The sequence below is a fragment of the Glaciecola sp. SC05 genome (assembly GCF_041380235.1).
GTDB lineage: Bacteria > Pseudomonadota > Gammaproteobacteria > Enterobacterales > Alteromonadaceae > Glaciecola.
Genome location: NZ_JBGIYY010000007.1, coordinates 19,003 through 42,951 on the forward strand (window position 1 = coordinate 19,003; position 23,949 = coordinate 42,951).

Annotated in this window: 20 protein-coding genes; 11 read left to right on the forward strand and 9 right to left on the reverse strand. The window is 43.3% G+C overall.

The genetic code is table 11. The features are described 5' to 3' along the window. Positions 1 to 309 precede the first annotated feature (309 nt). Positions 310 to 3,582, forward strand: a complete 3,273-nt coding sequence (locus tag AB9H30_RS07825; RefSeq protein ID WP_371194102.1) for a S41 family peptidase — start codon at positions 310 to 312, stop codon at positions 3,580 to 3,582. Positions 3,583 to 3,653: 71 nt separating this feature from the next. On the opposite strand, the gene AB9H30_RS07830 is transcribed toward AB9H30_RS07825, so the two are convergent. Further along, positions 3,654 to 3,932 (reverse strand): hypothetical protein, encoded by a 279-nt coding sequence (locus tag AB9H30_RS07830; RefSeq protein ID WP_371194103.1) that lies wholly within the window; start codon positions 3,930 to 3,932, stop codon positions 3,654 to 3,656. Positions 3,933 to 4,286: 354 nt separating this feature from the next. On the opposite strand from AB9H30_RS07830, the gene AB9H30_RS07835 reads away from it, so the two are divergent. Continuing rightward, a complete protein-coding gene (locus AB9H30_RS07835; protein WP_371194104.1) occupies positions 4,287 to 4,646 on the forward strand; it encodes a DUF3135 domain-containing protein in 360 nt (119 codons plus the stop codon). A gap of 47 nt (positions 4,647 to 4,693) precedes the next feature. Here AB9H30_RS07835 and AB9H30_RS07840 read toward each other — a convergent pair whose 3' ends face one another. Continuing rightward, on the reverse strand, positions 4,694 to 6,544 hold the full coding sequence (locus AB9H30_RS07840; protein WP_371194105.1) for a DUF885 family protein: 1,851 nt from the start codon (positions 6,542 to 6,544) through the stop codon (positions 4,694 to 4,696). A 239-nt stretch (positions 6,545 to 6,783) separates the two neighbouring features. Between AB9H30_RS07840 and AB9H30_RS07845 the strand changes: the two genes are divergently transcribed. The 4 genes from AB9H30_RS07845 (at position 6,784) to AB9H30_RS07860 (ending at position 11,372) form a co-directional block, all read left to right on the forward strand. Beyond that, the gene (locus AB9H30_RS07845; protein WP_371194106.1) at positions 6,784 to 8,427 is read left to right on the forward strand and encodes an AMP-binding protein; all 1,644 of its coding nucleotides are present in this window, start codon (positions 6,784 to 6,786) and stop codon (positions 8,425 to 8,427) included. A gap of 180 nt (positions 8,428 to 8,607) precedes the next feature. Next, the gene (locus AB9H30_RS07850) at positions 8,608 to 9,030 is read left to right on the forward strand and encodes a hypothetical protein (RefSeq protein ID WP_371194107.1); all 423 of its coding nucleotides are present in this window, start codon (positions 8,608 to 8,610) and stop codon (positions 9,028 to 9,030) included. Then, on the forward strand, positions 9,027 to 9,224 hold the full coding sequence (locus tag AB9H30_RS07855) for a helix-turn-helix transcriptional regulator (protein ID WP_371194108.1): 198 nt from the start codon (positions 9,027 to 9,029) through the stop codon (positions 9,222 to 9,224). The genes AB9H30_RS07850 and AB9H30_RS07855 overlap by 4 nt, the downstream gene beginning before the upstream one ends. Before the next feature lie 189 nt (positions 9,225 to 9,413). Continuing rightward, positions 9,414 to 11,372 (forward strand): alpha/beta fold hydrolase, encoded by a 1,959-nt coding sequence (locus tag AB9H30_RS07860; RefSeq protein ID WP_371194109.1) that lies wholly within the window; start codon positions 9,414 to 9,416, stop codon positions 11,370 to 11,372. A 217-nt stretch (positions 11,373 to 11,589) separates the two neighbouring features. Here the strand turns inward: AB9H30_RS07860 and AB9H30_RS07865 are convergent, their stop codons facing one another. The 3 genes from AB9H30_RS07865 to AB9H30_RS07875 form a co-directional block, all read right to left on the reverse strand. Next, on the reverse strand, positions 11,590 to 12,597 hold the full coding sequence (locus tag AB9H30_RS07865; RefSeq protein ID WP_371194110.1) for a hypothetical protein: 1,008 nt from the start codon (positions 12,595 to 12,597) through the stop codon (positions 11,590 to 11,592). Between the two features lie 208 nt (positions 12,598 to 12,805). After that, entirely contained in the window at positions 12,806 to 13,588 is a 783-nt protein-coding gene (locus AB9H30_RS07870; protein WP_371194111.1) for a hypothetical protein, read from the reverse strand. Further along, positions 13,585 to 13,737: a hypothetical protein gene (locus AB9H30_RS07875; protein WP_371194112.1), complete on the reverse strand. Its 153-nt coding sequence runs from the start codon at positions 13,735 to 13,737 to the stop codon at positions 13,585 to 13,587. Before AB9H30_RS07875 ends, AB9H30_RS07870 begins: the two co-directional genes overlap by 4 nt. Positions 13,738 to 13,916: 179 nt before the next feature. On the opposite strand from AB9H30_RS07875, the gene AB9H30_RS07880 reads away from it, so the two are divergent. Further along, the gene (locus tag AB9H30_RS07880; RefSeq protein ID WP_371194113.1) at positions 13,917 to 15,311 is read left to right on the forward strand and encodes a peptide MFS transporter; all 1,395 of its coding nucleotides are present in this window, start codon (positions 13,917 to 13,919) and stop codon (positions 15,309 to 15,311) included. Between the two features lie 228 nt (positions 15,312 to 15,539). On the opposite strand, the gene AB9H30_RS07885 is transcribed toward AB9H30_RS07880, so the two are convergent. The 3 genes from AB9H30_RS07885 to AB9H30_RS07895 form a co-directional block, all read right to left on the reverse strand. Next, positions 15,540 to 16,889: a hypothetical protein gene (locus AB9H30_RS07885; protein WP_371194114.1), complete on the reverse strand. Its 1,350-nt coding sequence runs from the start codon at positions 16,887 to 16,889 to the stop codon at positions 15,540 to 15,542. A 144-nt stretch (positions 16,890 to 17,033) separates the two neighbouring features. Then, positions 17,034 to 17,393, reverse strand: coding sequence for a hypothetical protein (locus AB9H30_RS07890; protein WP_371194115.1), 360 nt, complete (start codon positions 17,391 to 17,393; stop codon positions 17,034 to 17,036). A 45-nt stretch (positions 17,394 to 17,438) separates the two neighbouring features. Then, positions 17,439 to 18,797 carry a hypothetical protein gene (locus AB9H30_RS07895; protein WP_371194116.1) on the reverse strand — a complete coding sequence of 453 codons (1,359 nt, stop codon included), beginning with the start codon at positions 18,795 to 18,797 and terminating at the stop codon, positions 17,439 to 17,441. Between the two features lie 287 nt (positions 18,798 to 19,084). Here AB9H30_RS07895 and AB9H30_RS07900 point away from each other — a divergent pair, with 287 nt between their 5' ends. Continuing rightward, on the forward strand, positions 19,085 to 19,750 hold the full coding sequence (locus AB9H30_RS07900) for an SDR family oxidoreductase (protein WP_371194117.1): 666 nt from the start codon (positions 19,085 to 19,087) through the stop codon (positions 19,748 to 19,750). A gap of 189 nt (positions 19,751 to 19,939) precedes the next feature. On the opposite strand, the gene AB9H30_RS07905 is transcribed toward AB9H30_RS07900, so the two are convergent. Then, positions 19,940 to 21,355, reverse strand: a complete 1,416-nt coding sequence (locus AB9H30_RS07905) for a M28 family peptidase (RefSeq protein WP_371194118.1) — start codon at positions 21,353 to 21,355, stop codon at positions 19,940 to 19,942. A 251-nt stretch (positions 21,356 to 21,606) separates the two neighbouring features. Between AB9H30_RS07905 and AB9H30_RS07910 the strand changes: the two genes are divergently transcribed. From AB9H30_RS07910 to AB9H30_RS07920, 3 genes are all read left to right on the forward strand, one after another. Continuing rightward, complete coding sequence (locus AB9H30_RS07910) at positions 21,607 to 22,239, forward strand: hypothetical protein (protein ID WP_371194119.1); 633 nt, start codon at positions 21,607 to 21,609, stop codon at positions 22,237 to 22,239. Positions 22,240 to 22,448: 209 nt separating this feature from the next. Continuing rightward, positions 22,449 to 23,078 (forward strand): heme-binding protein, encoded by a 630-nt coding sequence (locus tag AB9H30_RS07915; RefSeq protein ID WP_371194120.1) that lies wholly within the window; start codon positions 22,449 to 22,451, stop codon positions 23,076 to 23,078. 111 nt (positions 23,079 to 23,189) lie between these two features. Next, positions 23,190 to 23,861 (forward strand): nitroreductase, encoded by a 672-nt coding sequence (locus tag AB9H30_RS07920; protein WP_371194121.1) that lies wholly within the window; start codon positions 23,190 to 23,192, stop codon positions 23,859 to 23,861. Positions 23,862 to 23,949 lie beyond the last annotated feature (88 nt).

Sequence of the window (23,949 nt, forward strand, 5' to 3'; positions counted from 1 at the left end):
AGTAGAGGGATAGGAAAAAAACGAATTGAAATAGACAAGTTGAAATTAGTATCCGATTCATCTTGTTTAGAGGAACCGTGATTAGGCTTAAACATGTAGGGTGCAAACTGTTTTTTAATGAGTTCAAATAAATAGTTTGATTAGGTTATGGCTCGCTTATTAACAATCTCGAAGATGATATCGACCGCTGATTTTGTATGCGTGATAAATAAGATAGTGCTACTCTGATGCCGTGGATTCTTTAAAGTTAGAAATTTTAACTTCATTAATAATAAAAATAACATGTCAGTTTGTATAAGGAACTTACCTATGAAAAAGGTTTTACAGTGCATTAGCGCCGGTATACCTCTGTTGATGACGAGTGTTGTCGCTCTCGCTTCCCCGACTAAAATGCTTGAACAACCCGACCTTTCTGCGCAGCATATTACCTTTGTGTATGCCGAAGACATTTGGCTCGCCAATCGTGACGGCAGCAACGCCAAACGCCTTACCGCCGACAGCGAAACTCAAATGCGACCGCACTTTTCGCCAGACGGCAAGCAAATAGCCTTTACTGCGAACTATGGTAACAACGAAGATGTGTATGTGATTTCTATCGATGGTGGCGAAGCCACAAGGCTCACGTGGCATCCAAGTGACGATGTCGTCGAGGGTTGGTCTAACGACGGTAAACGAGTGGTGTTTACCAGCATGCGAGAAGTGAATCACAACCGCTCCCCACAAATGTTCGAAATAAGCGCTGAGGGCGGTCATCCTGCTAAGATAATGGAAGCCCGCGCGGTAGATCCTGTATGGGCGCAAGATGGAGAAACCATCGCCTATCGGCCTTTTCATAAGGCGCATCGAGGCGCCAGTGGCTGGCGTCAACATCGCGGAGGCACTTCACCCCCTGTGTGGATTTACAACACCAAAACTCATCAAACCACCGAAGTGCCCAAACCTAACAGTAACGACTTTGAACCAATGTGGGTAGGTAGCGACCTGTATATATTATCAGACCGCGACGGCTCGGTTGCGCTGCATCACTACACCCAAAATGGCGAAGTTAAGAAAGTGTTAGACACCAAACCTTGGGATATCCTCAGCGCCAATGCTCATGGCCCTGAAATTATTTTTGATGCCGGGGGCGAACTGCTAATGCATGACACCCGCACCACGCAAACCCAAACCTTGGCAATTAACATCAATCCTGATTTACCTCAGCGTCGAGCGACTTGGAAGGATGTAAGCGGCAACATTGAATTTGCTGCTTTATCACCTACCGGAAAACGTGTTGCCATAACCGCTAGAGGTGAAGTGTTCACCGTTCCCCTAAAAGACGGCACCACTCGCAATGTGTCGCAAAGTGATGGGATAAGAGAAATGACCGCAATTTGGTCGGCCGACGGCAGTACCATTGCCTATTTATCAGATGCCTCTGGCGGATATCAATTGGTGCTTAGCGATCAATTTGGTAAGCAGCAAGATCGTAGCTTTGCCATGACCGATGTAAAAACCAACTACTTTGACTTAGTGACCTTTGCTGACGACGACAGCAAAGTGGTATATCGCGATAGCCATCTAAATTTGAAGTACTTTGATTTAGACAAAAAACGCTCTTATGTAATTGGCACCGATCCTGTGCGAAAAGGCTTTGTAGAAGGGTCTCAACAGGTTTCCATTTCGCCTGACAGTAAATGGATCGCTTATTCGCTAATCGGCCCAAGCAACAACCAGATATTGTACCTCCATAGTTTTGAATCAGGTAAATCTACCGCCGTTACCGATGGTATGAGTGACGCGGGTCAACCCGCATTTTCGGTGGACGGCGAGTACCTATATTTTTCAGCTTCGACTAACCGAGGTCCAACGGCAGCCAATATAGATATGTCTCAGCAAGAAAGGCCTTACCGAGCCGCCTTGTATGCTCTGGTTTTATCATCGGAAGGTAAATCGCCTTTGCTGCCAAAGTCAGATGAAGAGAGTGAGCTTAGTGAAACGGCCAACTCAGATAAAAACAAAGATGATGAAGCAAAAGCTACGCGTATCGATTTAGGCGGCATAATGGAGCGAATTGTAGCCTTGCCCTTAGCTGAGAAAAACTATAGCAGTCTTGCTGTCGGGCACGACGGCGCTTTGTATTATATTGAAAAGCCTCAGCCCGGCTCTGGTTTATCGCCCACAGGCCAAATCCCTGACAAAAGTAATTTACTGCGTTTTGACATGGCTGAAAAGTCTGCAGCGCAGGTCGTCAGTGATGTTGAAGACTTTATTTTTAGCCATGATGCCAAGACAATGCTCTATGTCGCTTCAAACGGCCAATGGCAAAGTGCTGACGTAGGAGAGAAAATCGAAGGGAAGGCACTCAATACCTCAGAGTTAAAAATGCGCATTGATCCCGCAAAAGAATGGGCACAAATATTTGAAGATGCTTGGCGCATGCAGGTTGATTATTTTTACGCTGAAAATTTACACGGTATCGACTGGCAAGGTGTATACAAACAATATCGTCCTTTGCTTGAGCATGTGGGTACACGCGCTGATTTAAATAAACTCATTGTGGCGATGATTGCTGAGCTTCAAGTGGGTCATAATCGTGCCTATGGCGGCGATTACTATCGGCCCTCAGCGGTGAATGTTGGTTTACTTGGCGCCGATGTGCGCTTTGAAAACGGCGCTTTCAGATTAGCCAACATTTATACCGGCGAAAAATGGAATCCGTTCTTTGATGCGCCTTTAGGTATCCCAGGCATTGACATTAATCAAGGAGATTACATTCTAGCGGTGAATGGTAAGACCTTTGCTGCGGGTGACAATTTTTTTGCTGCCTTTGAAAATACCGTAGGTAAGCAAGTGAACTTGTTAGTGAGCGCAGATGCCAAAGGCAAAAATGCAAAAGAAGTAACCGTTGTGCCTATGGGCAATGAGCGTAATGCAAGGCTATGGTCATGGATTGAGGCAAACCGTAAATATGTAGATGAGCAGTCTGACGGGAAGGTGGGCTACGTATATGTGCCCAACACCGATAGTGCAGGCTTTACGTTTTTCAATCGTATGTTCTTTTCGCAGTTGGATAAAAAGGCCATCATTATTGATGAACGCTTCAATGGCGGCGGGCAAATTGCAAACTACATCACTGATGTACTTTCAAGCACCTATTTAGCCGGCTTTAAAGACCGCGATGGTAAAATATATGGCTCGCCAGTAGGAGCGTTAGATGGCCCTAAAGTAATGTTAATTGACCAAGATGCAGGCTCTGGTGGTGACTTTTTACCCTACGCGTTTAAATACGAGGGTATTGGTAAACTGATTGGCACGCGCACTTGGGGGGGCTTAATCGGAATTTCACACAACCCACCATTTGTAGATGGCGGATACATGTCGGTACCCTTCATTCGAATCTTTGATACCAAAGGTGAGTGGCTGGCTGAAAATACCGGTATTGCCCCTGATATCGAAGTAAAATTGATGCCAGCAGATGTGAATAAAGGCAAAGATCCTCAACTCGACAGAGGCATTCAGCAGATGATGGAGGAGCTTAAGACCTTTACACCTATTCGCCCCAAAGAGTCACCGAAGATTCCAACAGAATTGGGATTGTAAGTGACGCTTTCGATTTAAAAAAGCAGGTAGTACTCTATCATCATATGCTACCTGCTTTACTTAGCCGACTGCTAATGTGTATTGTTGGCGGCTTCAATCTCTGCATTTAATACATCTTCGCGCTGGTAAACGGGAAGCAGCTGTTGATTGTACTCAGGGTGTGGGTCTTTGCTATGCAAGCCATCATCCGGGCATGGAAATTCATGCTCGGATGAGGTCATGCATAAACCTTGAGTTTGCGCGTCTTGACTCACTAAGTTGTTATAATTAGCGCAAGCAGAGTTAAGCAATACGCATGCGATCATGGTTAATTTAGCCGCTTTAGCTTGTATTTCTTTTAAGTGTGGCACGTTTATTTCTCTCTATTTTTGGACATTTAGATACCACTTAAAACGTCTTTTAAGAACTTCGTTTTGCAACATAACACAATCTTCAATTTATGCAGCTCAAAATAGGATGAGCTAGTTAGAAGTGTCTAAAAATTTTACATGTTTATAAATGCTAAGGCTTCAAAGATTTTAATTTATTGAAATCTATATAAAAAAAATTTAGGCATGATTTGTGCGATAAGCTAATTTAAAGAGCGTTATTTAGACAGTGTGCGCGTCATCCTTGCAGGATAGCTACCGCGTGTCTTATGCGAATATGAGTACTTAAATACTCATGGTTAGATGAAAAGTGTTGTATGCGATAGGGAGAAGTATATGTCTAGTGAGCTTGATTTTGATTATCTGAGCAAGTTGTACCAAACAGACCCAGAAAAATTTGAAGAGTTAAGAGCAAAAGAAATCGAAGCGCTGATTGAAAGCGCTTCGAGCAAATCGCAAACGCGCCTAAGAGGTCTTCAATTTCAAATTGATGCACAACGCGAGATCCACAAAAACTCATCTTTAGGTGCCTGTATAGCAATCAGTAAAATGATGCATGAATCATTTGAGGAGCTGAGGTTTCATCTTAATGAAGCGGCTAACATTAAAGACCCGCTAAATCATCAGCCTTTGCAATATGAAGCAGGAGCATCCGTCGATGCTAGTTCAGCTAAAGTGCTGCAATTCAGCAGATAATTTAAAAAGCACCCATACATAACATGTGTGGGTGCTTTACTTCTTATTTAAGACGATTTGACCTTCGCAATATACGCTTCTACTCGCTTGTTCAGCAATGGCATAGGCATTACTCCTGCACCAATTAGCACTTCATGAAAATCTCTTATATCGAACTTTTCACCAAGAGCTTGCTTCGCTTGGTCGCGTAGATCGAGCATGGTATTCATACCAATTTTGTAGCTAAGCGCCTGCCCAGGTAATACAAAATAACGCTCTACTTCGGTGATAATATCTAGTTCGGATATAGGGGTGTTTGTTGCAAAGTAATCGATAGCTTCTTGTCTTGTCCATTGTTTGTGATGAATGCCTGTGTCGACCACTAGGCGCACTGCTCGCCATAATTCACTTTGCAACCTACCGGCATTATAAAGGGGCTCTTCACTCATGCCCATCTCACTAGCAAGGCGCTCTGCGTATAAGGCCCAGCCTTCAGTGAACACTGCTAAACCGCCAAATTGACGCATTTTAGGCACGTTCTCAAATTCTTGGGTTCTGGCGATCTGAAAGTGATGGCCGGGTACACCTTCATGAAAGGTAATACTGCGAAATACATACTTTTGTACGCTGGCCATGTCGGCTAAGTTAGCGTAGTAAATGCCAGGGCGAGTGCCATCTTGTGATGGGCGATTATAAAATGCGATGCTGGTAGAGTTTTCACGCCATGGTTCTACTCGTTTGACTTCAAACTCTGCTTTTGGAAGAGTATGAAAGTATTGATCGGCAATCGCAAAGATCTTATCGGTATCGTCTCTGGCCTGTTGTAAAAATGCCTCGCGGCCTTCATCTGTGTTTGGATAGTAGTTATTTGGGTCGTTTCGAATGAATTCAAAAAAGTCTTGGAGAGAACCCTCAAATTCGATAGTTTCCATTATCTCGCGCAGCTCAGCGTGAATGGTCTCAACGTCGGCTAAACCAATATTATGGACTTCTTCAGCACTTAGATCGAGAGTGGTGAAGCGTCGAACTCGCATATCATAGAAGTTTTTTCCATCGGGCAAAGCCCACACGCCGACATTTTTATCCTGCATACTTTGCTGCTTTAATGTCTCATCTAAAACTGCTTGATATCCTTCAGCGAAAGGCCCTTTGAGTGCATTGACAGCTTGCTCAATAAGTGTGTCCTTTTCGCTTTGTAAAATGTCTAAGTCAGCCACTTTATCCTTAAAATCGCTATATAAAGGATGCATCGCTTCGCTGTTATCAAGCGGTTGACCTGCTAGCACGCTGCCAATGTCTTTGACCATGTCAGGAAAAGAAAATGCCGGCGGTATTACACCAATCTCGGCTCGGTCTTGCATGCGAGCGGTCATGTCCATCATCAACGGCTTAATACCTTTGAGACGAGCGATATAGTTATTCGCATCCTCAACCGACTCAATCGTATGATTATTTTTTAATAGAGTAATTGGACCCATATATTGGCCATAAAATTGGTCGGCTACATACACATGGCGATTAAACAGCATTTCGTTTATATCAGCTTCAAATTTGGCAAGTGCGATATCGTAGTTAAGCTGTCCTTCAGTGCTAAGCTTGCTGCGATCAAATGTGTCGACAAGCGCCGCTTGGTCGCTTTGCATTTGCGCGATCCTCTCAGCTCTCGCTGCATCGGAGTTGTCGGTCCATTTGTCGAGACCTCCCAAATCGATTCCCAGCACCGACTGATAGTTGGGACTTTGTTTAACGTTCCGGTCAAATATGTCATCTAAAAAAGTAACTAGTCGCGCATCCTCGGCTTGCTGCGCTGCTACTTGAGATGTCTGTTCAGTAGCAAGGCTTGTATTTTGGGGCTGGCTGCAGGCAGCCAAACCTATACACATTGTTGCTATAGTTGCTAAGTATGTGAGTTTGTTCATTGTATGTGTCACCTTATTTAGTTGTTATTTTGCACATGAACTTTTAATGCACCCCATACTACTTGATTAGCAGACAAAACCAAAGAGGCCTGAATCAACGTATAACAGCTAAAATTACATCGAGTTAAGGCGTAATAGGCACCACGCAATTGTTTAGATTCGAGTCTATTTAGTGATACGCAATTGTGCATAGGCCGCTAATGCCGTACTTATTTTAATTGCTACTTAAGAGAACACATATGTCTGCTGCCAGCATAGATTTACCCGTCGATAAGCTCAAATATTGGACTGAGAACCACCCACAGCGCGAGGTGTTATTTCAGCCTAAAGATGGCAATGTTACGGCATTCACGTGGCAGCAAATCCATGACCAAGCAAATGCTGTAGCGAGTCAGTTAAAGGCGTTGGGTTATGTGCAAGGTGATAAAATTGCAATACTCTCTAAAAATTGTGCGCAGTGGTTTATTGCCGATTTTGCCTTAATGATCGGGGGCTATATCAGTATTCCGATTTACCCTACCGCAAATGCTGAAACTATAGAGTTTGTGTTGCAACACGCTGAGTGCAAAGCTATTTTTATCGGTAAGCTAGATGACTTTGCAACTCAAGAGCCCGGCATAGTCTCAGGCGTTAAGCGCATTGATATGGGTTATCCAACCATGACGGTTGAGCACACTTGGCAGGACTGTATTTCATGTGAACTAGATGCTATTAAGGCGGATATTACACCTGATAGTGTGATGACTATATTATACACATCAGGCAGCACCGGACAGCCAAAAGGAGCGATCCATTCTTATCGCAGCTTTGTTAATGTGGGGCTGCATTTGGGACAACGTGTGGGTACCACGCAAGATGATCGCTCCTTGTCATATTTGCCCTTAGCACACTGCACAGAGCGAGCCTATGTTGAATCGACGTTTTTGAGCTTTGGCGCACAAATTTATTTTGTAGAGTCTTTAGATACTTTCAGTCGTGATCTGCAGCGCTGCTCACCTACAGTATTTGGTTCAGTGCCAAGGTTATGGACCTTGTTTCAAAAAGGTGTGCTGCAAAAAATGCCGCAGAAAAAACTCGACCTGCTGTTAAAAATTCCATTTGTTAACTCAGCCGTGAAAAAGAAAATTAAAGCGGGTTTGGGATTGGGCGATGCAAAGGTATTTTTGAGTGGTTCTGCACCCATTTCTGAGAAGATTTTGGAGTGGTATCAAAAGTTGGATATCAATATTGGCGAAGGTTGGGGAATGACCGAAACGTTTGCTGCGGGCACCACGCCTAAAATGGATAGACCGATAAAGTTTGGCACTATATCGCTGCCAACAGAAGGTGTTGAATTGCGTATTGCAGGAGACGGTGAAATTTTAATGAAGACCGACTCGAATATGCTTGGCTACTACAAAGACGATGCCAAAACACAAGAAACGCTGATCGATGGCTTCGTGCAAACTGGGGACTTAGGGGAATTAGACGGAGAAGGTTATGTCAAAATTACGGGCCGTAAAAAGGATATTTTCAAAACTGAAAAAGGAAAATACGTTGCACCGGTGCCGATTGAAAAGCTATTTGCAGAAAACGAATATATTGAACAAATGTGTTTAATGGGCACAAGCTTAAAACAACCGGTATTGATTGTGAATTTAAGTCAGCATGCAAAAACGCAAAGCAAAGAGCTAATTACAGAGTCGCTTGAAGCAACCCTTCAACATGTAAACACATCATTAGAAAAGCATGAAACCGTAGGACATATCATTGTTGCAAATTCAGACTGGACGCCAGAGTCTGGCGAGCTAACGCCCACTTTAAAAGTAAAAAGGCATGTAATTGAAAAGGCGTTTTTAAGCCGAGCACAGCAGAGCCACACTTATAAAGTCGATTTTATGTGAATGCTGACACCCCATATTAAATTGCTTATTTCGAGCAATGTTATTATGAAAGTGCCAAATCAAGCTATCAAAGTAAAACTCACCATCCTTTATGTAAAGCACGCTTGACATCTCATGCAAGGAGAGTATGCTCTCTTGAAAGTAAAGTAAACCATACATTATATCAAGGTGAGTATACAAATGAGCAATCTAAATATGTCTGATAATAATCTCAAAAATCGTATGAAAAAAAGTGCATTTCAATTGATGATCTGGACCAGTGCATGGGTCATCAGTTTGGCCCTTGTCGCATTTGGACCCAAATTTATTTGGGATTTCAATACCGCGGCTACGACTGTTGCCATTTGCGTCAATGTGTTAATGGGTATGCAAATGATCATCGCCAATAAACGGCATCTAGAAGATATGGATGAAATGCAACGTAAAATCCAATTTAACGCTATGGCGATTTCTTTGGGCACCAGCATGGTGTTTGGTGCTGTTTATGGCTTGTTAGAGACGGTTAAAATAATCAGCCATGCGCCTAACCCGTCTAACATATTGTTTGTTATGGGTATCAGTTACGGCATTGCAATATTTTTCAATTATAGGAAATATCTATGAAGAATAGGCTTAAAGTATTGCGCGCTGAACGCGATTGGACACAAGCCGATTTAGCCGATGCGCTTGATGTAACTCGGCAAACCATCAATGCTATCGAAAAGGGTAAGTTTGACCCAAGCTTACCGCTCGCATTTAAAGCAGCAAGATTATTCAAAATGCCAATCGAAGATATTTTTGATGACGAGCAAGGATGAAATGACAGAAGAGCAGCGGGTGGAATAGAGTACCGTGGATGACAATAAATGGTATGTGTAAGTCGAGCGAGACTTTGGATTAAAAGCCAGATAGCTAAACCTTGTTTCAAGCCGCACACAATATTGCTTTGATGTTAAAACGGTGTGCGGTAAGGTAGCGCCTGATTATCTAATAATGTTGGTTTTATCATGAATATAAAGTCACTTGCCACATATTGCTGTTGGCTTGCATTAGTTACGTTTGTCAGTGCATCAGTTTTCGCCGACGACCATGACGCAAAGCACTCTGAAAAGCACATCACACCTGAAGATTTATGGCAGCTTAAGCGCATTAGCCCCATCGGTCTTGACCACTCTCGCAGCCATGTATTTTACCGCGTCACCATACCGAATATCGAAAACAATGGCTTTGATAGTAAGGTCTATAAAGTGTCGATAAATGGCGGGCATAGCCAATTAGTTGAGAGCTATCAAGGCTTGGTGCCTGATAAGAATCTATCTCCCGATGGTACAAAAAAGTTGTTTCATGAAGCGGTTAAAATAGACGCAGTTTTAGGTACCGACCGCTACCAACACTTAACGGCATCAGATGCCTACGTGTTTGATGACTTAAATTATCGCCACTGGGATACGTGGAACGACGGTAGTTTTAAACATGTGTTTTATCAAGACTTAGTCAGCGAAGAAAAAACCGACATCATGCTCAACCAGCCATACTCTTCGCCGCAATCTCCCTTTGGTGGTGACGAAGACTACATATGGGGCCCAGAAGGCAAGCATATATATTATGTGAGCAAAAAAGTGCAGGGCGTGGAATACGTTACCAGCACTAACACCGACATCTATCGTTACAGCCTTGCAAGCAAAGAAACAGTCAATTTGACTGCAGATAATCCTGGCTATGATAAGGAGCCTGCCTTTTCATCTAAAGGGCAACTAGCTTGGTTACGCATGAAAACGCCAGGTTATGAGGCCGATAAAAACGACATTATGATCATGGTCGGCAACACGCCCGTGAATATTACTGGCCATTGGGATGAAAGTGTACAAAGCTTTTTGTGGAGCAATGATGCGAGCCGAATTTATTTTACGGCTGCCACTGCTGGCACCATTCAGTTATTTCAGGTTTCACTGCCTAATAAATTAAGCGCTAAAACTGATAGCAAAGCGTTTGCAATAGAACAACTCACCCAAGGTCAATTTGACGTTAACAGCATAGTGGCTGAAGTAGATGGTAAGTTGATAGTAACGCGCAATAGCATGAATGCCGCAAGAGAGATTTATACGTATCATTTAAAAGAAAAATCCTTGCAGGCGCTTACCACAGTCAATGATGCGTTTTATGCTTCTAAAGAGCTACCCACCGTTAAGAAACGTACGGTGAAGACGAAAGACGGTCAAGATATGTTGGTGTGGGTAATTTATCCTCCAGGGTTTGATGAAAGCAAAAAGTATCCAACGCTCCTTTATGCCCAAGGTGGTCCGCAGTCTCCCTTATCGCAGTTCTATTCCTTTCGCTGGAACTTTCAATTGATGGCGTCGCAAGGTTATATCGTGGTTGCCCCTAACCGTCGTGGCATGCCCGGTCATGGCGTAGCGTGGAATGAAGCGATTAGCAAAGACTGGGGCGGTGGCGCCATGCAAGACTATCTCGATGCTATTGACGATATCTCTGAAGAATCGTACGTTGATAATGAGCGACTTGGTATGATTGGTGCGAGCTTTGGGGGGTACTCGGTATTTTATTTGGCGGGTCATCATGACAAACGCTTCAAAACCTTTATTTCACATGATGGTGTTTTTGATTTCAGGAGTATGTACGGCACCACCGAAGAGCTGTTTTTTGTGAACCACGATATAGGCGGGCCATACTGGGACAAAGACAACGCCGCCGCACAAAAGTCTTACACAGACTTCAATCCAAGTAACTTTGTGCAAAACTGGGATACACCAATGCTGGTGATCCACGGGGGTAAAGATTACCGAGTGCCAATCGGGCAGGGCATTCAAGCCTTTCAAGCCGCACGTTTGCTGGGCCTTAAAAGCCGCTTGCTGTATTTCCCAGAAGAAAACCACTGGGTGCTGACTCCGCAAAACGGCCTAGTTTGGCAGCATGAGTTTTTTAAGTGGTTAAAAGAAACATTATAGTTTTTATTGGGCGCACCCTGTTATCGGGTGCGCGCCAGTTAATTACTGCATAAACTGCAAATGATTTTTAAAAAGCTGAGTTAAACAGCGTTGACTTATATGCAAATGAGCAGTTTGTTCATCAATTCATACGTTCGTGAAATGAGCATTAAAATCAAGTTTTTGAGGTTTAGTATGGCAACATCAAGACGAGCTATTTTTGTTGCCGAACTTACTATCAAAACTTTGCGCGCCTTCTCATGCTTATACCCAAAAATGACAACAATACCAAACTTGCTATAGATGGCGCACTAACAGGGGTGACTGGTGTCCCAACAAACATCTGTGCATAATCGAATCCTCCACCCGACTGCACCACATACTCAGGCAACCAATTCCCATTGGCGTCAAATACGCTGGCACGAGTGATAATTGTATTGCTCAAGTCATTTGTCATCCTTAAATCAATTGAACCGGCATCTATGCCCTCTATTTCAACATTGAACAATTCACTGTAAGTCCAATCAAAAAATATAGCAGAGCCCTTCCACAAAAGATCTTCAAACACAACACTAGCATTCAAATTGGCGAATTCGTCTACGTTGCTGCCAAATACGCCGTTTGAATGGTAACTTGAGGTACTCTCGACTTGCCATTCTTCACTCGCTTGTGCCCGAGAATTCGCAATACGCGAAAAAAACGAAGAATCTGTAAAATAATTGGCTGTTGTTGCGCCACCTTGGCTTGGGTCCAGATAGTTTACGGTATTGAATAAGTCGCCCGTTAAATCGACTTGAAAACGCACATACAGATTCGTGGGAACAGGATCCTGACTGGGCACGAGACGGCGCACCGTGATGGTGTCATCGTAAGAGATAGTGCTTTGCATATCGACGTTTAAGTCTGTAAAACTAGGACTATTCATAAAATCGTGTTTTATGCTCAAATCTGCGTAGGTCTTGAGTCTGCCCTGATCAATGTTTACTTGCCAAAATGCAGAGGCATTATCAATGCCTTTGTCAGCCAGTTCGAAATCAAACTCAGAGGTACCACCGGTATTACTGCCATTATAAGAGGTGCTTAAATCTTTGCGTGGATCCGGCACGTTTGGGGGATTCAAAGGAATGTATTTACCGCTGACATTGACACTTTGGTTAGATGTAATTACCAGAGCAGCATTTGACACGCTGATGACGCTCAAAAACAAAAAAGCGAGATAGAGGGTTTTGTAGCTTATGATTTTCATTTTCAAATCCTTTTAATATCTAAATTTTTACTTTAGTGAGATTAAAACTAGTCAACAAAAATGGCGCATTGTCTTTTTTGATTGACTCCTATATTTGAATAACGAAAAACACCTAAAAAAACGGACATTTTTTGTAAGAAAGGCCTAAGAACAGCCAACCCATTGGGAATAGCTTGGCCTTTCACATGTTGTTGAATACGACGCAGGATCATGGGCTTACTTCTTCATCTTCTAAATAATAGAGGGTGATAGGTTTAACACAAGAGCCGTAGATTTCTTGGCGGCTCTGATATTCCTGTGCGAGTGACTCGCGTAATGCCGGCTTGTCATTTTCATCAACAACAAGGCCAATGGCTTCTATTTGCCAAACAACCTGGCCTGCTATTGCTTCCATCAAAAAACTTTTTTCATCTAACTCTGAAATTATGTCGAAGTAGCGCAAGCGTTCGCTTTTAGATAGTTCAATGTTTTGTCCTAGTACTTTAAAGCGTGCTTGTAATGTTTGTATTTCACCTTCAAGCGTTTCGAGGTCTAAAGTTTGTTTAAACATTACATCAATTTGATTTTTGCGATCGTTATCCATCAAATTAAAGGTGCCGCGGGCCAGTTCGGCATTCCAAACGCGTGAACCCCAAATTCGGCTCGGCGAGCGTAAAACGGGTTTGAAAGCGCGTTGCGATGAGTTTTGGTCATCGCGAAAAAATGGTGTCCAAGATTCATCAAATGCTAGGAGTTGTTCATCCAAATTACGCAACTGCTCAATCCTGCAATCACTAAAAGCCACACGCTCTTTTGCGAAGAAGTAATTATTGCTTAAATCAATTTGCAAGGCAGATACCGCTCTAGCTAGTTCTTTAAGCCCTTGGCGCTCTTCACTCCAATTAGTGATTTGAAAGGCAATGAGAATACCGGCAACAACAATGACGAAATCAATGCCAACGGCAAACCAGTTCTGATCTTTAACATGTTTTGTGATGCGGCGTAAGATCATGGGTTTGAATCCTCTAACATAAGTGTAAGATTAACATTAGGAAGAGTAATCGGTGCAAAGCAATCTCCATAGGCAAGGGGATCATTCGCGTTTGCAACACGTAAACGGTCATAAAATTCAGACAAAGTGTCAGGTGCTATTTTCACCATTGTTCTCCTTTGTTAATGAGGAATAAAAGTCAATATTTTGGACACCGTACACGCTACATGTGAGGGCGTTCTAGCACAATAGCCAAATATTTTATTAACGCTTTATTAACGCTCTATGGATTCTGTTACCCTATCATTGCGTGTATGCTGTTAGAAATTCAAGAAAAATGTGTATTTGAATGCAATCCAATGCAACTATCTCAAGTGAAAATGTAAACCACGCATCTTCGAATGACACGAGTTTTTTTGGCCATCCAAAAGGCCTAGCTTATCTTGCCTTTACAGAAATGTGGGAACGCTTCTCATACTATGGCATGACCGCATTGCTTGTTCTTTACATGGTGCAAGAACTGTTATTGTCCGGCCATATTGAGAATGTGGCTGGCATGGCTGTGCTTCGTGGCACGCTTGAAAGTGCGTTTGGTGCGCTTTCAACCCAGGCGCTGGCGAGCATGGTTTTAGGGCTTTACGGAGGACTTGTGTACTTGACTCCGATCATCGGTGGATGGCTATCAGACCGATGGTTTGGCGCTAAACGCATGGTACTTATCGGCGTATTTTTAATGACAGCAGGCCATGCTGCTATGGTATTCGAGCAGAGTTTTTTAGTCGCTCTACTACTCTTAATTTTAGGCTCGGGTGCACTCAAAGGTAATATTGCAGCGCAGGTAGGGCAGCTGTATGCACCCAACGAAGAATCTAAACGATCACGCGGATTCACAATATTCAGCACCTTTATCAATGTTGGCGCGCTTACTGGGCCACTTGTGTGTGGCCTGCTTGCGCAAGTTTATGGTTGGCACTACGGGTTTGGCGTTGCTGGATTGCTTATGCTCGTCGCCTGCACGGTCTATCTTAAGGGTGCAAAGTACCTTCCGGACGAGCGACCCAAAGGCCTTGAAAAAACGATTTATCCACCTCTTTCTGCTAAAGAACGAGTCACCATATTACTCATACTGCCTATATTTTTGGTCAATGTGCTGGGCCATGCTGTTTATTTCCAGAGTATTAACGTAGGTCTTATCTGGATTTCTGAGCACGTTCACCTCGACACTTTTATGGGTGCAGTACCAACGCCATGGTTTTCATCTGTTGATCCCCTTGCGGGCATAATTGCCGCGCCAATTCTTGTTATTTTATGGCGAGCGCAGTCTCTGCGTGGCACCGAGCCAAGTGATCTTGGCAAAATCGGTATTGCCATGGTCTTTATGGCATCCGCCATGCTGGTATTCTCAATCGGTGCTCACTTAGCGGGAGATAGCAAAACATCGATACTATGGCCAGTGATTGCCTATATATTCTCGGGTGTTGGCTTCTTGTGGTATTGGCCGACTACTTTGGCCTTTGTGTCGCGTAGAGCCCCCAAATCGATAAACGCAATGATGCTAGGTATTATCTATCTCTCATTGTTCTTCGCCAGTTTCATCTCAGGATACATAGCCACTTTCTATGAAAGCTTGGGCCCAACAATGTTTTTCTTAATCAATGCGGCACTACCTTTTGTAGCCGGACTGTTTATTCTTCTATTTGGAGGCAAGTTAACGCGCGCGTTTGATGCAAACAAACAGGAATAGACACCGATTGTTTTAGTTGCGACTCAAGACGCTGAGAATAGGATGAATAAAAACTATAGACTGTGTCCGACGATAACAATGTTTGATACTTTTAATCGGTAAAAAAGCTGTGAGAATTTATACTCACATGATTGAAAAGTGACAATTGCAGTCGTAAAAGCATAGCAGTTTTCAACACAACCTAGGTCATTCCTGGGGGCGGCCAGAAGGGCTAGACGAAAAAAGCCTTCATTGGGCAAATTTAGCGCAGTAATCAGACTTAGCCTGCATGGCGTCTCTCATTGATTGAGCTTCGCGAATGGCTATTAATACTGGAGAGTCTTTATGGGGGATATCGGTAACCTTGCTGTTTATATCAAGCAAGTCTATGTCATGCATTAAGTTGCGAAGCTCAAGGTTTGCAATTTTAATGGTTTGTCGCTGTCTTCGGTTGGGCGCTTTGAATAGTACATTAATGTCGCCATCGCGCTCATACCTTTGACCATGCGCAGCGTAGCCTCTACTTTTTAGATACTGCAGGGTTTCTATAATTCGGCTGTTTAAACGCGCTGAATCGCGCCCCTCAATGTCATCTTCAGCGATATTCATGATCGCAATATCCATTCCGGTAATGATGCCTATTTCATTGCTTGGCATGACTCCATAATTAGCAAGCGTTTTTAGTGCAGCAGTATTATGAGTCGCTGCCGCTAAGTCGGCTAGGTTTTCAAAAGAGTCATGTATACCTTGGACAAATACTGGCATTGCATCGAGTCCTTGAGTATTGGCAAACAAGGGGGCTAGATACTCTATTGGTAAGTCTTGCAAAATACCGATCGCTGCATCGTCGACCGTAAATGCTCGAGAATAGACAGCCTGCGTAAACTCTTTAGCACTTAATACCTGTGCAGACATCACAAACAAAATAGAGGGAGAAATGACATTACTTATTTGAAGTCGTACTAACGATTCGAGATAGGTGTGAAAATTGTCATTGTTGTCTAAAAGCGCATATACGTCTTGTTTATTTATGGTGTCTTTTAGTGTGAGCGGTATCCCCGAGGGACTGTCGAGTTCATTGAACTTCAGCAAAGTATCCACAAGCATATCGATAGAAAAATTGCTGGGTAAGTCAATAACTGAAAGTCCGTTCCAGTTGCGCAGTTCATTGGGTGACGACACAAAACGGTATCTATCACGCTCAATGTTGATTCGCGCACGTAGCAGTAAATCGTCAAAGCCAGCATAGAAGGCTTTATATTGTGTTTGATAGCCTAAAAGTGCTCGTTTGCTTTTACCTTGTCTAATCGCCTTCTCTAGCGCGCTTACTATCACGTTGTTAACGTCGGCCACCTGTCGGTTGAAGTTATCGGTGCGCCTTTGGCACTGTGCGGGAGTATATGCTTCAGCTTGGTTGTCCTGCTCAGGCACTGCGCTAATCAAGGGCATATTGATTGGTGGCTCTGAAAAATCCGCTGGAGTGCTTGGCGCCTTGCCATTAAATTTTGTGTTTATTGATGATTCAGCAGGCAATAGCATCAGATAAACGAAGTATGCAAGCAAAGTAACCATAATAAGTAGTGCAGACGTCTTTTTCATATGGGCGTTGTTCTCCTTGCTTGCTTTTAATGTCTTATCCTTGCCATGCAGTTAAATGATTGTTTGCTTTATTATTCTATCTCTACTTGCTAATTGAAGCCGACCATTGAATTAGTGTACTCGCCATCTTTTTATCAGAGCGTATTACAAGCGCTTGTTTAACACTAACATCAATACATAAGCGAAGGCTCCAAACAACGCTCCGTAAAGAGCAAATTGAATGTATAGAAAGGGCAAAGTTACAAATATCAATCCTGATGCTTCGAGCGGCCCATAACTTACAACTTGCAAAGCTAATAGGGATAAGTAGTATGTCGCAACCACTGCAACTGCAATGAATGCGGAGGCTAAAACGTATTGTGCAATCGTGCTCTTGTTTGCAAACAAACTGTAGATAAACGCCAGTAAAACCGAGGCCCAAGAACATATTGTAACTAAAAACAACATATCGCCAAAAGTGTCTGCAGTGCCTCTAGCGCTTATTATTGCTAAGATCGCTATCAAGCAACAGGTAACCCAAAATATTCTGCTTAACTTCATTATTTTAAATTATTGCTCAGCAAATATATCTGAGAAAAAATAAATAATAGCTGCGCGTTTCCATTCACCTTCAAAAGGTACAATTTCGCCATTGGCGTTTCCGTCAACCCATACCTTTCCGCTGGGCTCAATTAAGCCTACTTGGGTACCCGATCGCCATACTGCACCATTTTCTTCTAATGTGCCGATGTGGTTTCCCCTGAACCACACTTTACCGTCTTTTTCGATAGAGCCTAAGTCGTTGCTGCCCACCCAAATCGTGCCATTGGCCGTGACATCGCCAATATCTCGGTTATTCATCCAGATACTGCCTTTGCGATCAAGTGAGGCAAGCTCAGAGCCGCGATACCATAACTTTTGAGTAATTCCTTTGATGAATTGCTCCCGTACTGGCGCTTTCTTTTTGGGCATCGCAGCCAGTTCGATATGGGTTTGCGCGGCTTGCTCTTGATATCCGCTGAAGTTTTGCTGATTAAAGGCAATCAAGGCAAGATGAGTTTGTCGATTAGGGTTCTTTAGTTTCGGGAAAAGCTCATCGAGTGTTTTACCGTTCATACTGGCTAGTAGCCCTTGCTCTAAGGTGGCGGCATTACGCTCACCATTTTCGCCGTATGCAAAGTTGTAAACTTTCATTTTTTCACTGGCATTAATATTTTCAATTTGCCGAGACAGCTGCACCGCCATCTCTACTTGGCTATTAAATTGCTGCATGACTGCGCTGACGTCTTGAGATATTTGCTCTTGAAAGTTTCCGCTTATCCAAGCTTTTACGCGCTGAGCATCGGCCTTTGACACATTAGGACTGTTCAGTAATGCCAAATCACTTTGTAACTCAGTGCTTTGCAGCGCGCGCATTTTTACGGCCCATTCTTCTACTTCACTGGGGCTAGGATTACTCGATAGCTGGGGTCGGTTTTCACGCTGATATTTACTGAGTATCGCGTCGGGATCAATACTGCTTGATGCTTGCGCAACAGACGAAGTATTCGATGCATCAACCGCTGGCGCTGCTGATTGTTTTGCGTTGGCCTGTTCAGAATTGGTGTTATTGGCGCTTTGCCAAGTCTGGGCCATCTCAACCATGCTTTGTCGCAGACTGCTCCACTTTTGCACGCTTGTAATATAGTCTGGATGGGTTTTTGAATCAGTGGTTTGCAATAAATCTGAGGTTTTGGTGAGTTGTTCACCAATTCGGTTGTACTGACTTACATCACCTACTTTCAGAGTTTTCAGTTTCGTTTCGATACTCATTAATTCGCGCTTTGCCATATTCAATTTGGCGTCCATTTGCTGAGCAAATGCAACAGTGCTCGAGCCAATTATCATTACAAGCAATATAAAATGAGATAAAAATTTAGTTATACGCATAAGCTATGCCTCCATACAAAACTTAATAGGTACTCGGTTATTGATAATAAGATTGTGGGCATTGAATTACAAGCTCTCACAGATAAGCTAAAAATCTAAAGTTATAGCAGTATCAATGCCATGGTTTATAGCTTCCTTGACAATTGGCGGTGAAAAAGTGAATTGAAGCATAGGTCGATTTTATCAACAGTAGGCTGGATAGCTAACGCAGTCGAAGGAATATTCACGCTTAATTTCGATTACGCGCGTATTACCCATATTATAATAATGAAAGTTGGAGAATATTTATGTCAAAGAATGTAGTCATCATCGGGGCCAACCGAGGTATCGGTTTAGAGCTAGTTAAGCAATATAAAGCCGCAGGTCATCATGTTATTGCGATGTGCCGAAAATCGAGCAAAGCGCTAAGCGAAAGCGGCTGCGAGATAGTCGAGAATATCGACGTGACCGACGATGCCTTAGTTGAGAATATTGCCGCCAGCGTGCCGGTAGCAAGTATCGATATTCTTATCCATAATTCGGGTATTTTAGACCCTGACACAATCAATAGTATTGATTTTGAGAGCATGCGTCGGCATTTTGATGTTAATAGTTTGGGAGCTTTACGCACCGTTTTGGGTTTACAGAGCAAGCTGAAAAACGGCAGTAAGATAGGTATTGTAAGCTCTCGGGTGGGCTCTATCGACGATAACACCGGCTCCAACAACTATGCCTATCGCGTTTCAAAAACCGCGGTAAACATGGTAGGGAAGTGTTTAAGTATCGATCTGAAAGACGCGGGTATAGCAGTCGCTTTGCTGCATCCGGGTTACGTGCGCACTGAAATGACAAAACATAATGGGCACATGGATGTCGATGAGTCTGCAAGGGGCTTAATAAAACGTATGGAAGAACTGAGCTTGGACACCAGCGGAATTTTCGTACATACCAGTGGCGAAGTCTTGAACTGGTAAATTGACTTCGCCTTCCACTTTACTGTGGGTCGGATGGGAGGATTATATAGTCTATATTTAAACTTTTAATGTGGTAAAGGTCTGCGCATATAGCAGTGTTGTATCGCGCTCGCCCTTCCCCTGAGTATAAAAAAGCTCCTCATTCTTAAGTGTTAAAACCACTTTAGAACGAGAAGCAGACTTGTATTTTTACTGCTTCATATTCACATCTGAATCAGCAATCAAATAAATCGTTGCGGCATAGGCGGCAACATTCTGTGCAAGTTCATCTGGATTGATTTTGTCTAGCGTATCGTCAGGAGTGTGGTGCAGGTCAAAATAGTCTCTGCCGTTTTGATTGAGACGAATGGTCGGCACACCTTTTTGCTGCATTGGGATAATATCAGGTCCGCCACCGGGCACATCAGAGCCGCCTCTTACTATGCCAATTGGCGAAAGTATTTTGGCGATTTCGTCAATTAACACAGTAGCTTCTTCATTTACGTTTGAGACTAACTGCCAAATAGTTTGTGCTCCAAAGTCAGATTCGGTTGCTACCACGTGATTGTGTAAGTTATCTGCGTGTTTTTCAGCATAGGCAAAGCCACCTAAAAGCCCAACTTCTTCAGCGCCAAACATAACAACGCGAATGGTGCGTTTAGGGCGTTTAGGCAATCTAGATATCAATGTTGCTGCTGCCACCGTGATGCCAATGCCTGCACCGTCGTCTACTGCGCCAGTGCCGTTGTCCCAACTATCAATATGGGCGCCAATCAGCACGATTTCTTCAGGTTTTTCGCTGCCGATTAAATCGAGGATCACATTGCCGCTGCTCACATCTCCTTTCCACTTTGACTCTGAGCTAAGCGACACGCTTAATGACTCACCTAAATTATGTAGTCTGCGGAATTGGTCAGCATCAGGGTTAGAGATGGCAACCACCGGAATAGTTGCCCAGTTGTCGCCATTCTTGCTCATCATGCCTGTATGCGCAAAACGATGCGAACTCGAGCCCACTGAACGTACAATAAGCGCTTCTGCACCAGCACGCTCGGCATGATGATAGCCAATACGTCTGCGCTGGTTTGCCTGCCCATAGCCTGCGCCAGTTTGACTTTTAACCATTTTATCGCCATCAACAAAGGCCACTTTGCCCTTCAGAGAACCATCTTTAGCGGCGGCTAAGGCATGAATGTCTCTAAAGTAGACAACTGAAGCTTCAATTTCCTTTTCAGACGTTGCCGCTCCGCCTAATGCAGTCGCGTGCAGTTCTTGTTTGTAGGGTGTGTTCATCAGAAGATGCAAATGGCCTCTGTCCCAAAACGGCATCGTGAACTCTTCAATGCTGACTTTATCGAAACCAAGTTCTTTGCCAAGCTCAACACCCCACTCAAGAGCACGCTTTTCTGCTTCCGAGCCAGCCAATCGAGGACCGATTTCAGTGGTTAGCGACTCAACTATATCAAAGCCAAGTTCGCTTTTAAGTGCAGTTTCCATAAGCTGCGTAGCGGTCTCTTTTTGTTCTTGTGTAAACGGTGCTTGTTGAGCTGCGGATTGTTGTGAAAGCGATGAAAAGCTGAGAACACTGAGTGCTATGCTAAGCACCAAGCGATGAGAGAAAGACATGATTAACTCCAGTTGCCATGATGTTGGCTGTTTTTAATTATTTGTTAGACTCCTAGTATAGACCAGTTTATGACTATATCGATAAATCGATAGAATTAGGTCGAAAACTAATCAATTTTCAAAGCCAAAGCCAAAGCTCAGGCTCTGAGGCTTATCGTTTGTAAAGAGGAATAAAAATATAGTGGTGCACGTATGAGTAATGAGTATACTGGTTGTACACGCTTATTCTATACACACTGTTCGGGTTATTAATGCAATATTCATCTAGTTATTTTAGGGCGATTCTTAGCGCCACGGTTTTACTTTTGCTTAGCGCTTGTGTGAGCAACCATACCTACACTAAAACCAGCTTTAAATCTGAGCAGAGCTACGCGCCGATGAGCAATGTCTTAGTTATTGCGGTAGGGAAGCATAAAGATAATACGCTTAGTTTTGAGAACATGATGGTAAGTCGCTTGAAAGAGGCGGGAGTAAACGGAGTCAGTGCTCATGCAAAGTTGCCCGATGAGACGAAAGTCACCCGAGATATCGCCGCAAGTTTAACTACTGAACATAACTCTGATATGGTGATAGTGACTCGTTTAATTACTGCGAAATTGAACAGAAAAAAAGTTGAAAATAGAACGGAGTTAGTCGTTGATAGGCCAGTGATTAACACCTTTACAGATATCTTTTCACTTGAGATATCAGAACAGGACGCGTTGCTTCAAAAAGAGCTATCAACCACTGTTATTGTCTCTACAGAAGTATTTTCGGCTACTGACGGAAGTAAGCTTGCTGTCTTTGAAACTGAGGTTGCTGGTGTACAAGACCCTAGCACTAAAATGCATTCTTCTATTGAGCATGTAATAAAAAAGTTAAAGGCAGAAGGGTTTATTAAATAGGGAGAGGCTTTGGCTTCGCTATTTAGCAAACGGCCAAAATTAGAGTGTAAAGGCCGTGTATAGGATGAATCGCGCTATGGGTTCATCCATCAAAATTCCACGTGATTATTTCATTAGATATTTGTTCACTATGTGCTTCAAATACATTGGTCTTTCTGATAAATCTTTCCAATAGGTCAGATTGTCGAAACATACCTAAAAGGTAAACTATGAAAGTATTTCTATTGTTATTAGCATCAGCGTTTCTGGCTGGTTGCTCAGTATTTGGCGATAACGGGGTAGAGAGCGCGCCTTATCAGCTATTGCAGTCAGATCAGGATATGCAAATTGAGGTCCGAAACTATGAATCAATGATACTAGTATCGGCAAGCATGTCGGGCGATGGACGCAATAGTGCGTTTAGAAAACTGTTTAAATATATTAGCGGCGAAAATGCAGGGGCGACTGAGATTGCCATGACTGCTCCGGTTTTTATGGATGAAGATACCGCGAATCAGAAGGGCACTGAGATTGCCATGACCGCGCCAGTTTTTATGAATGAAAACGCAGATGAGCCAATGATGTCATTTGTGATGCCTAAAAGTTTTACTTTAGAAAACACCCCGAAACCGAATGACTCAGAGGTGACAGTAACTGAAATTCGCGACTACCGTGTTGCCGCTATTAAATTTAATTGGACGCTCAGCGACAGTAATGTCGAAGAGCACACTCAAATTTTGAGTAAATGGATTGCTGAGAATGGTTATACAGCTATGAGTGAGCCAGTCCAAGCTGGATACAACGGCCTTTTGACGTTGCCTTGGCTTCGTCATAATGAACTGTTGATTGAAGTAGAATAGTCAATTGCGGGCGGATTCAGCAATCAACTGATGTCTGGAAGTTTAAGCACTTGCATCACTTCGTTAATGTGTTTAGTTTCTGTCGTTATATTTTTAAGGAAGTGAGTTTTTATGAATTTTGCAGAGTTTGCTGAATCAAGAAAAAGCGTTAGAGGATTTAAAAACAAGCCAGTTTCTAAAGAGACTGTCGATGCCATTATTAATGCGGCGAAGTGGGCGCCATCATCTTATAATACACAAACGTGGCGGGTGCACGCAGTGACTGGTGATGTGCTAGACAAAATCCGCGAGGGCAACACTAAAAATACCCTAGCTGGTAAGCCACACGTTCGCGATTTTCCATATAAAGAAGATTACCAAGGCATTCATCGCCAGCGTCAAATCGACGTGGCTATACAATTGTTTGAAGTCATGGGGATCACCAGAGAAGACAAAGAAAAACGTATGGACTGGATGATGCGTGGTTTTCGCCAGTTTGATGCTCCAGTATCTTTGGTGCTTACTTATGATAAGTCCCTAGAGCCCGCTGGTATCACGCAGTTTGGTCTAGGTTCATTGGCTTACGGTATTGTTTTGGCTGCTTGGGATCTTGGTTTAGGGTGTGTGATCAACGGCCAAGGCATTATGCAATCTGCGGTGGTTCATGAACATGCCCAAATACCTGACGATGAGGCGATTATGATATGTATTGCTTTAGGCTATCCTGATGAAAACTTTGCAGCGAATGATGTGCGCTCTACACGTGCAAATAATGAGGATTTTGTGACCTATCACGGTTTTTAAACGAGAGCATGGTAAATGCATTTATCAGACACATAAAAAAACCGGCGCTTGCTACCAAGCGCCGGTTTCTTGCTTTGTATGCTTTTGA

What these genes read in the sequence shown, in the direction of transcription:
- AB9H30_RS07825 (WP_371194102.1), top strand. Translation starts at nt 310, where the DNA reads ATGAAAAAGGTTTTACAGTGCATTAGCGCCGGTATACCTCTGTTGATG.
- AB9H30_RS07835 (WP_371194104.1), top strand. Translation starts at nt 4,287, where the DNA reads ATGTCTAGTGAGCTTGATTTTGATTATCTGAGCAAGTTGTACCAAACA.
- AB9H30_RS07840 (WP_371194105.1), bottom strand. Translation starts at nt 6,544, where the DNA reads ATGAACAAACTCACATACTTAGCAACTATAGCAACAATGTGTATAGGT.
- AB9H30_RS07845 (WP_371194106.1), top strand. Translation starts at nt 6,784, where the DNA reads ATGTCTGCTGCCAGCATAGATTTACCCGTCGATAAGCTCAAATATTGG.
- AB9H30_RS07850 (WP_371194107.1), top strand. Translation starts at nt 8,608, where the DNA reads ATGAGCAATCTAAATATGTCTGATAATAATCTCAAAAATCGTATGAAA.
- AB9H30_RS07855 (WP_371194108.1), top strand. Translation starts at nt 9,027, where the DNA reads ATGAAGAATAGGCTTAAAGTATTGCGCGCTGAACGCGATTGGACACAA.
- AB9H30_RS07860 (WP_371194109.1), top strand. Translation starts at nt 9,414, where the DNA reads ATGAATATAAAGTCACTTGCCACATATTGCTGTTGGCTTGCATTAGTT.
- AB9H30_RS07865 (WP_371194110.1), bottom strand. Translation starts at nt 12,597, where the DNA reads ATGAAAATCATAAGCTACAAAACCCTCTATCTCGCTTTTTTGTTTTTG.
- AB9H30_RS07870 (WP_371194111.1), bottom strand. Translation starts at nt 13,588, where the DNA reads ATGATCTTACGCCGCATCACAAAACATGTTAAAGATCAGAACTGGTTT.
- AB9H30_RS07875 (WP_371194112.1), bottom strand. Translation starts at nt 13,737, where the DNA reads ATGGTGAAAATAGCACCTGACACTTTGTCTGAATTTTATGACCGTTTA.
- AB9H30_RS07880 (WP_371194113.1), top strand. Translation starts at nt 13,917, where the DNA reads ATGCAATCCAATGCAACTATCTCAAGTGAAAATGTAAACCACGCATCT.
- AB9H30_RS07885 (WP_371194114.1), bottom strand. Translation starts at nt 16,889, where the DNA reads ATGAAAAAGACGTCTGCACTACTTATTATGGTTACTTTGCTTGCATAC.
- AB9H30_RS07895 (WP_371194116.1), bottom strand. Translation starts at nt 18,797, where the DNA reads ATGCGTATAACTAAATTTTTATCTCATTTTATATTGCTTGTAATGATA.
- AB9H30_RS07900 (WP_371194117.1), top strand. Translation starts at nt 19,085, where the DNA reads ATGTCAAAGAATGTAGTCATCATCGGGGCCAACCGAGGTATCGGTTTA.
- AB9H30_RS07905 (WP_371194118.1), bottom strand. Translation starts at nt 21,355, where the DNA reads ATGTCTTTCTCTCATCGCTTGGTGCTTAGCATAGCACTCAGTGTTCTC.
- AB9H30_RS07910 (WP_371194119.1), top strand. Translation starts at nt 21,607, where the DNA reads ATGCAATATTCATCTAGTTATTTTAGGGCGATTCTTAGCGCCACGGTT.
- AB9H30_RS07915 (WP_371194120.1), top strand. Translation starts at nt 22,449, where the DNA reads ATGAAAGTATTTCTATTGTTATTAGCATCAGCGTTTCTGGCTGGTTGC.
- AB9H30_RS07920 (WP_371194121.1), top strand. Translation starts at nt 23,190, where the DNA reads ATGAATTTTGCAGAGTTTGCTGAATCAAGAAAAAGCGTTAGAGGATTT.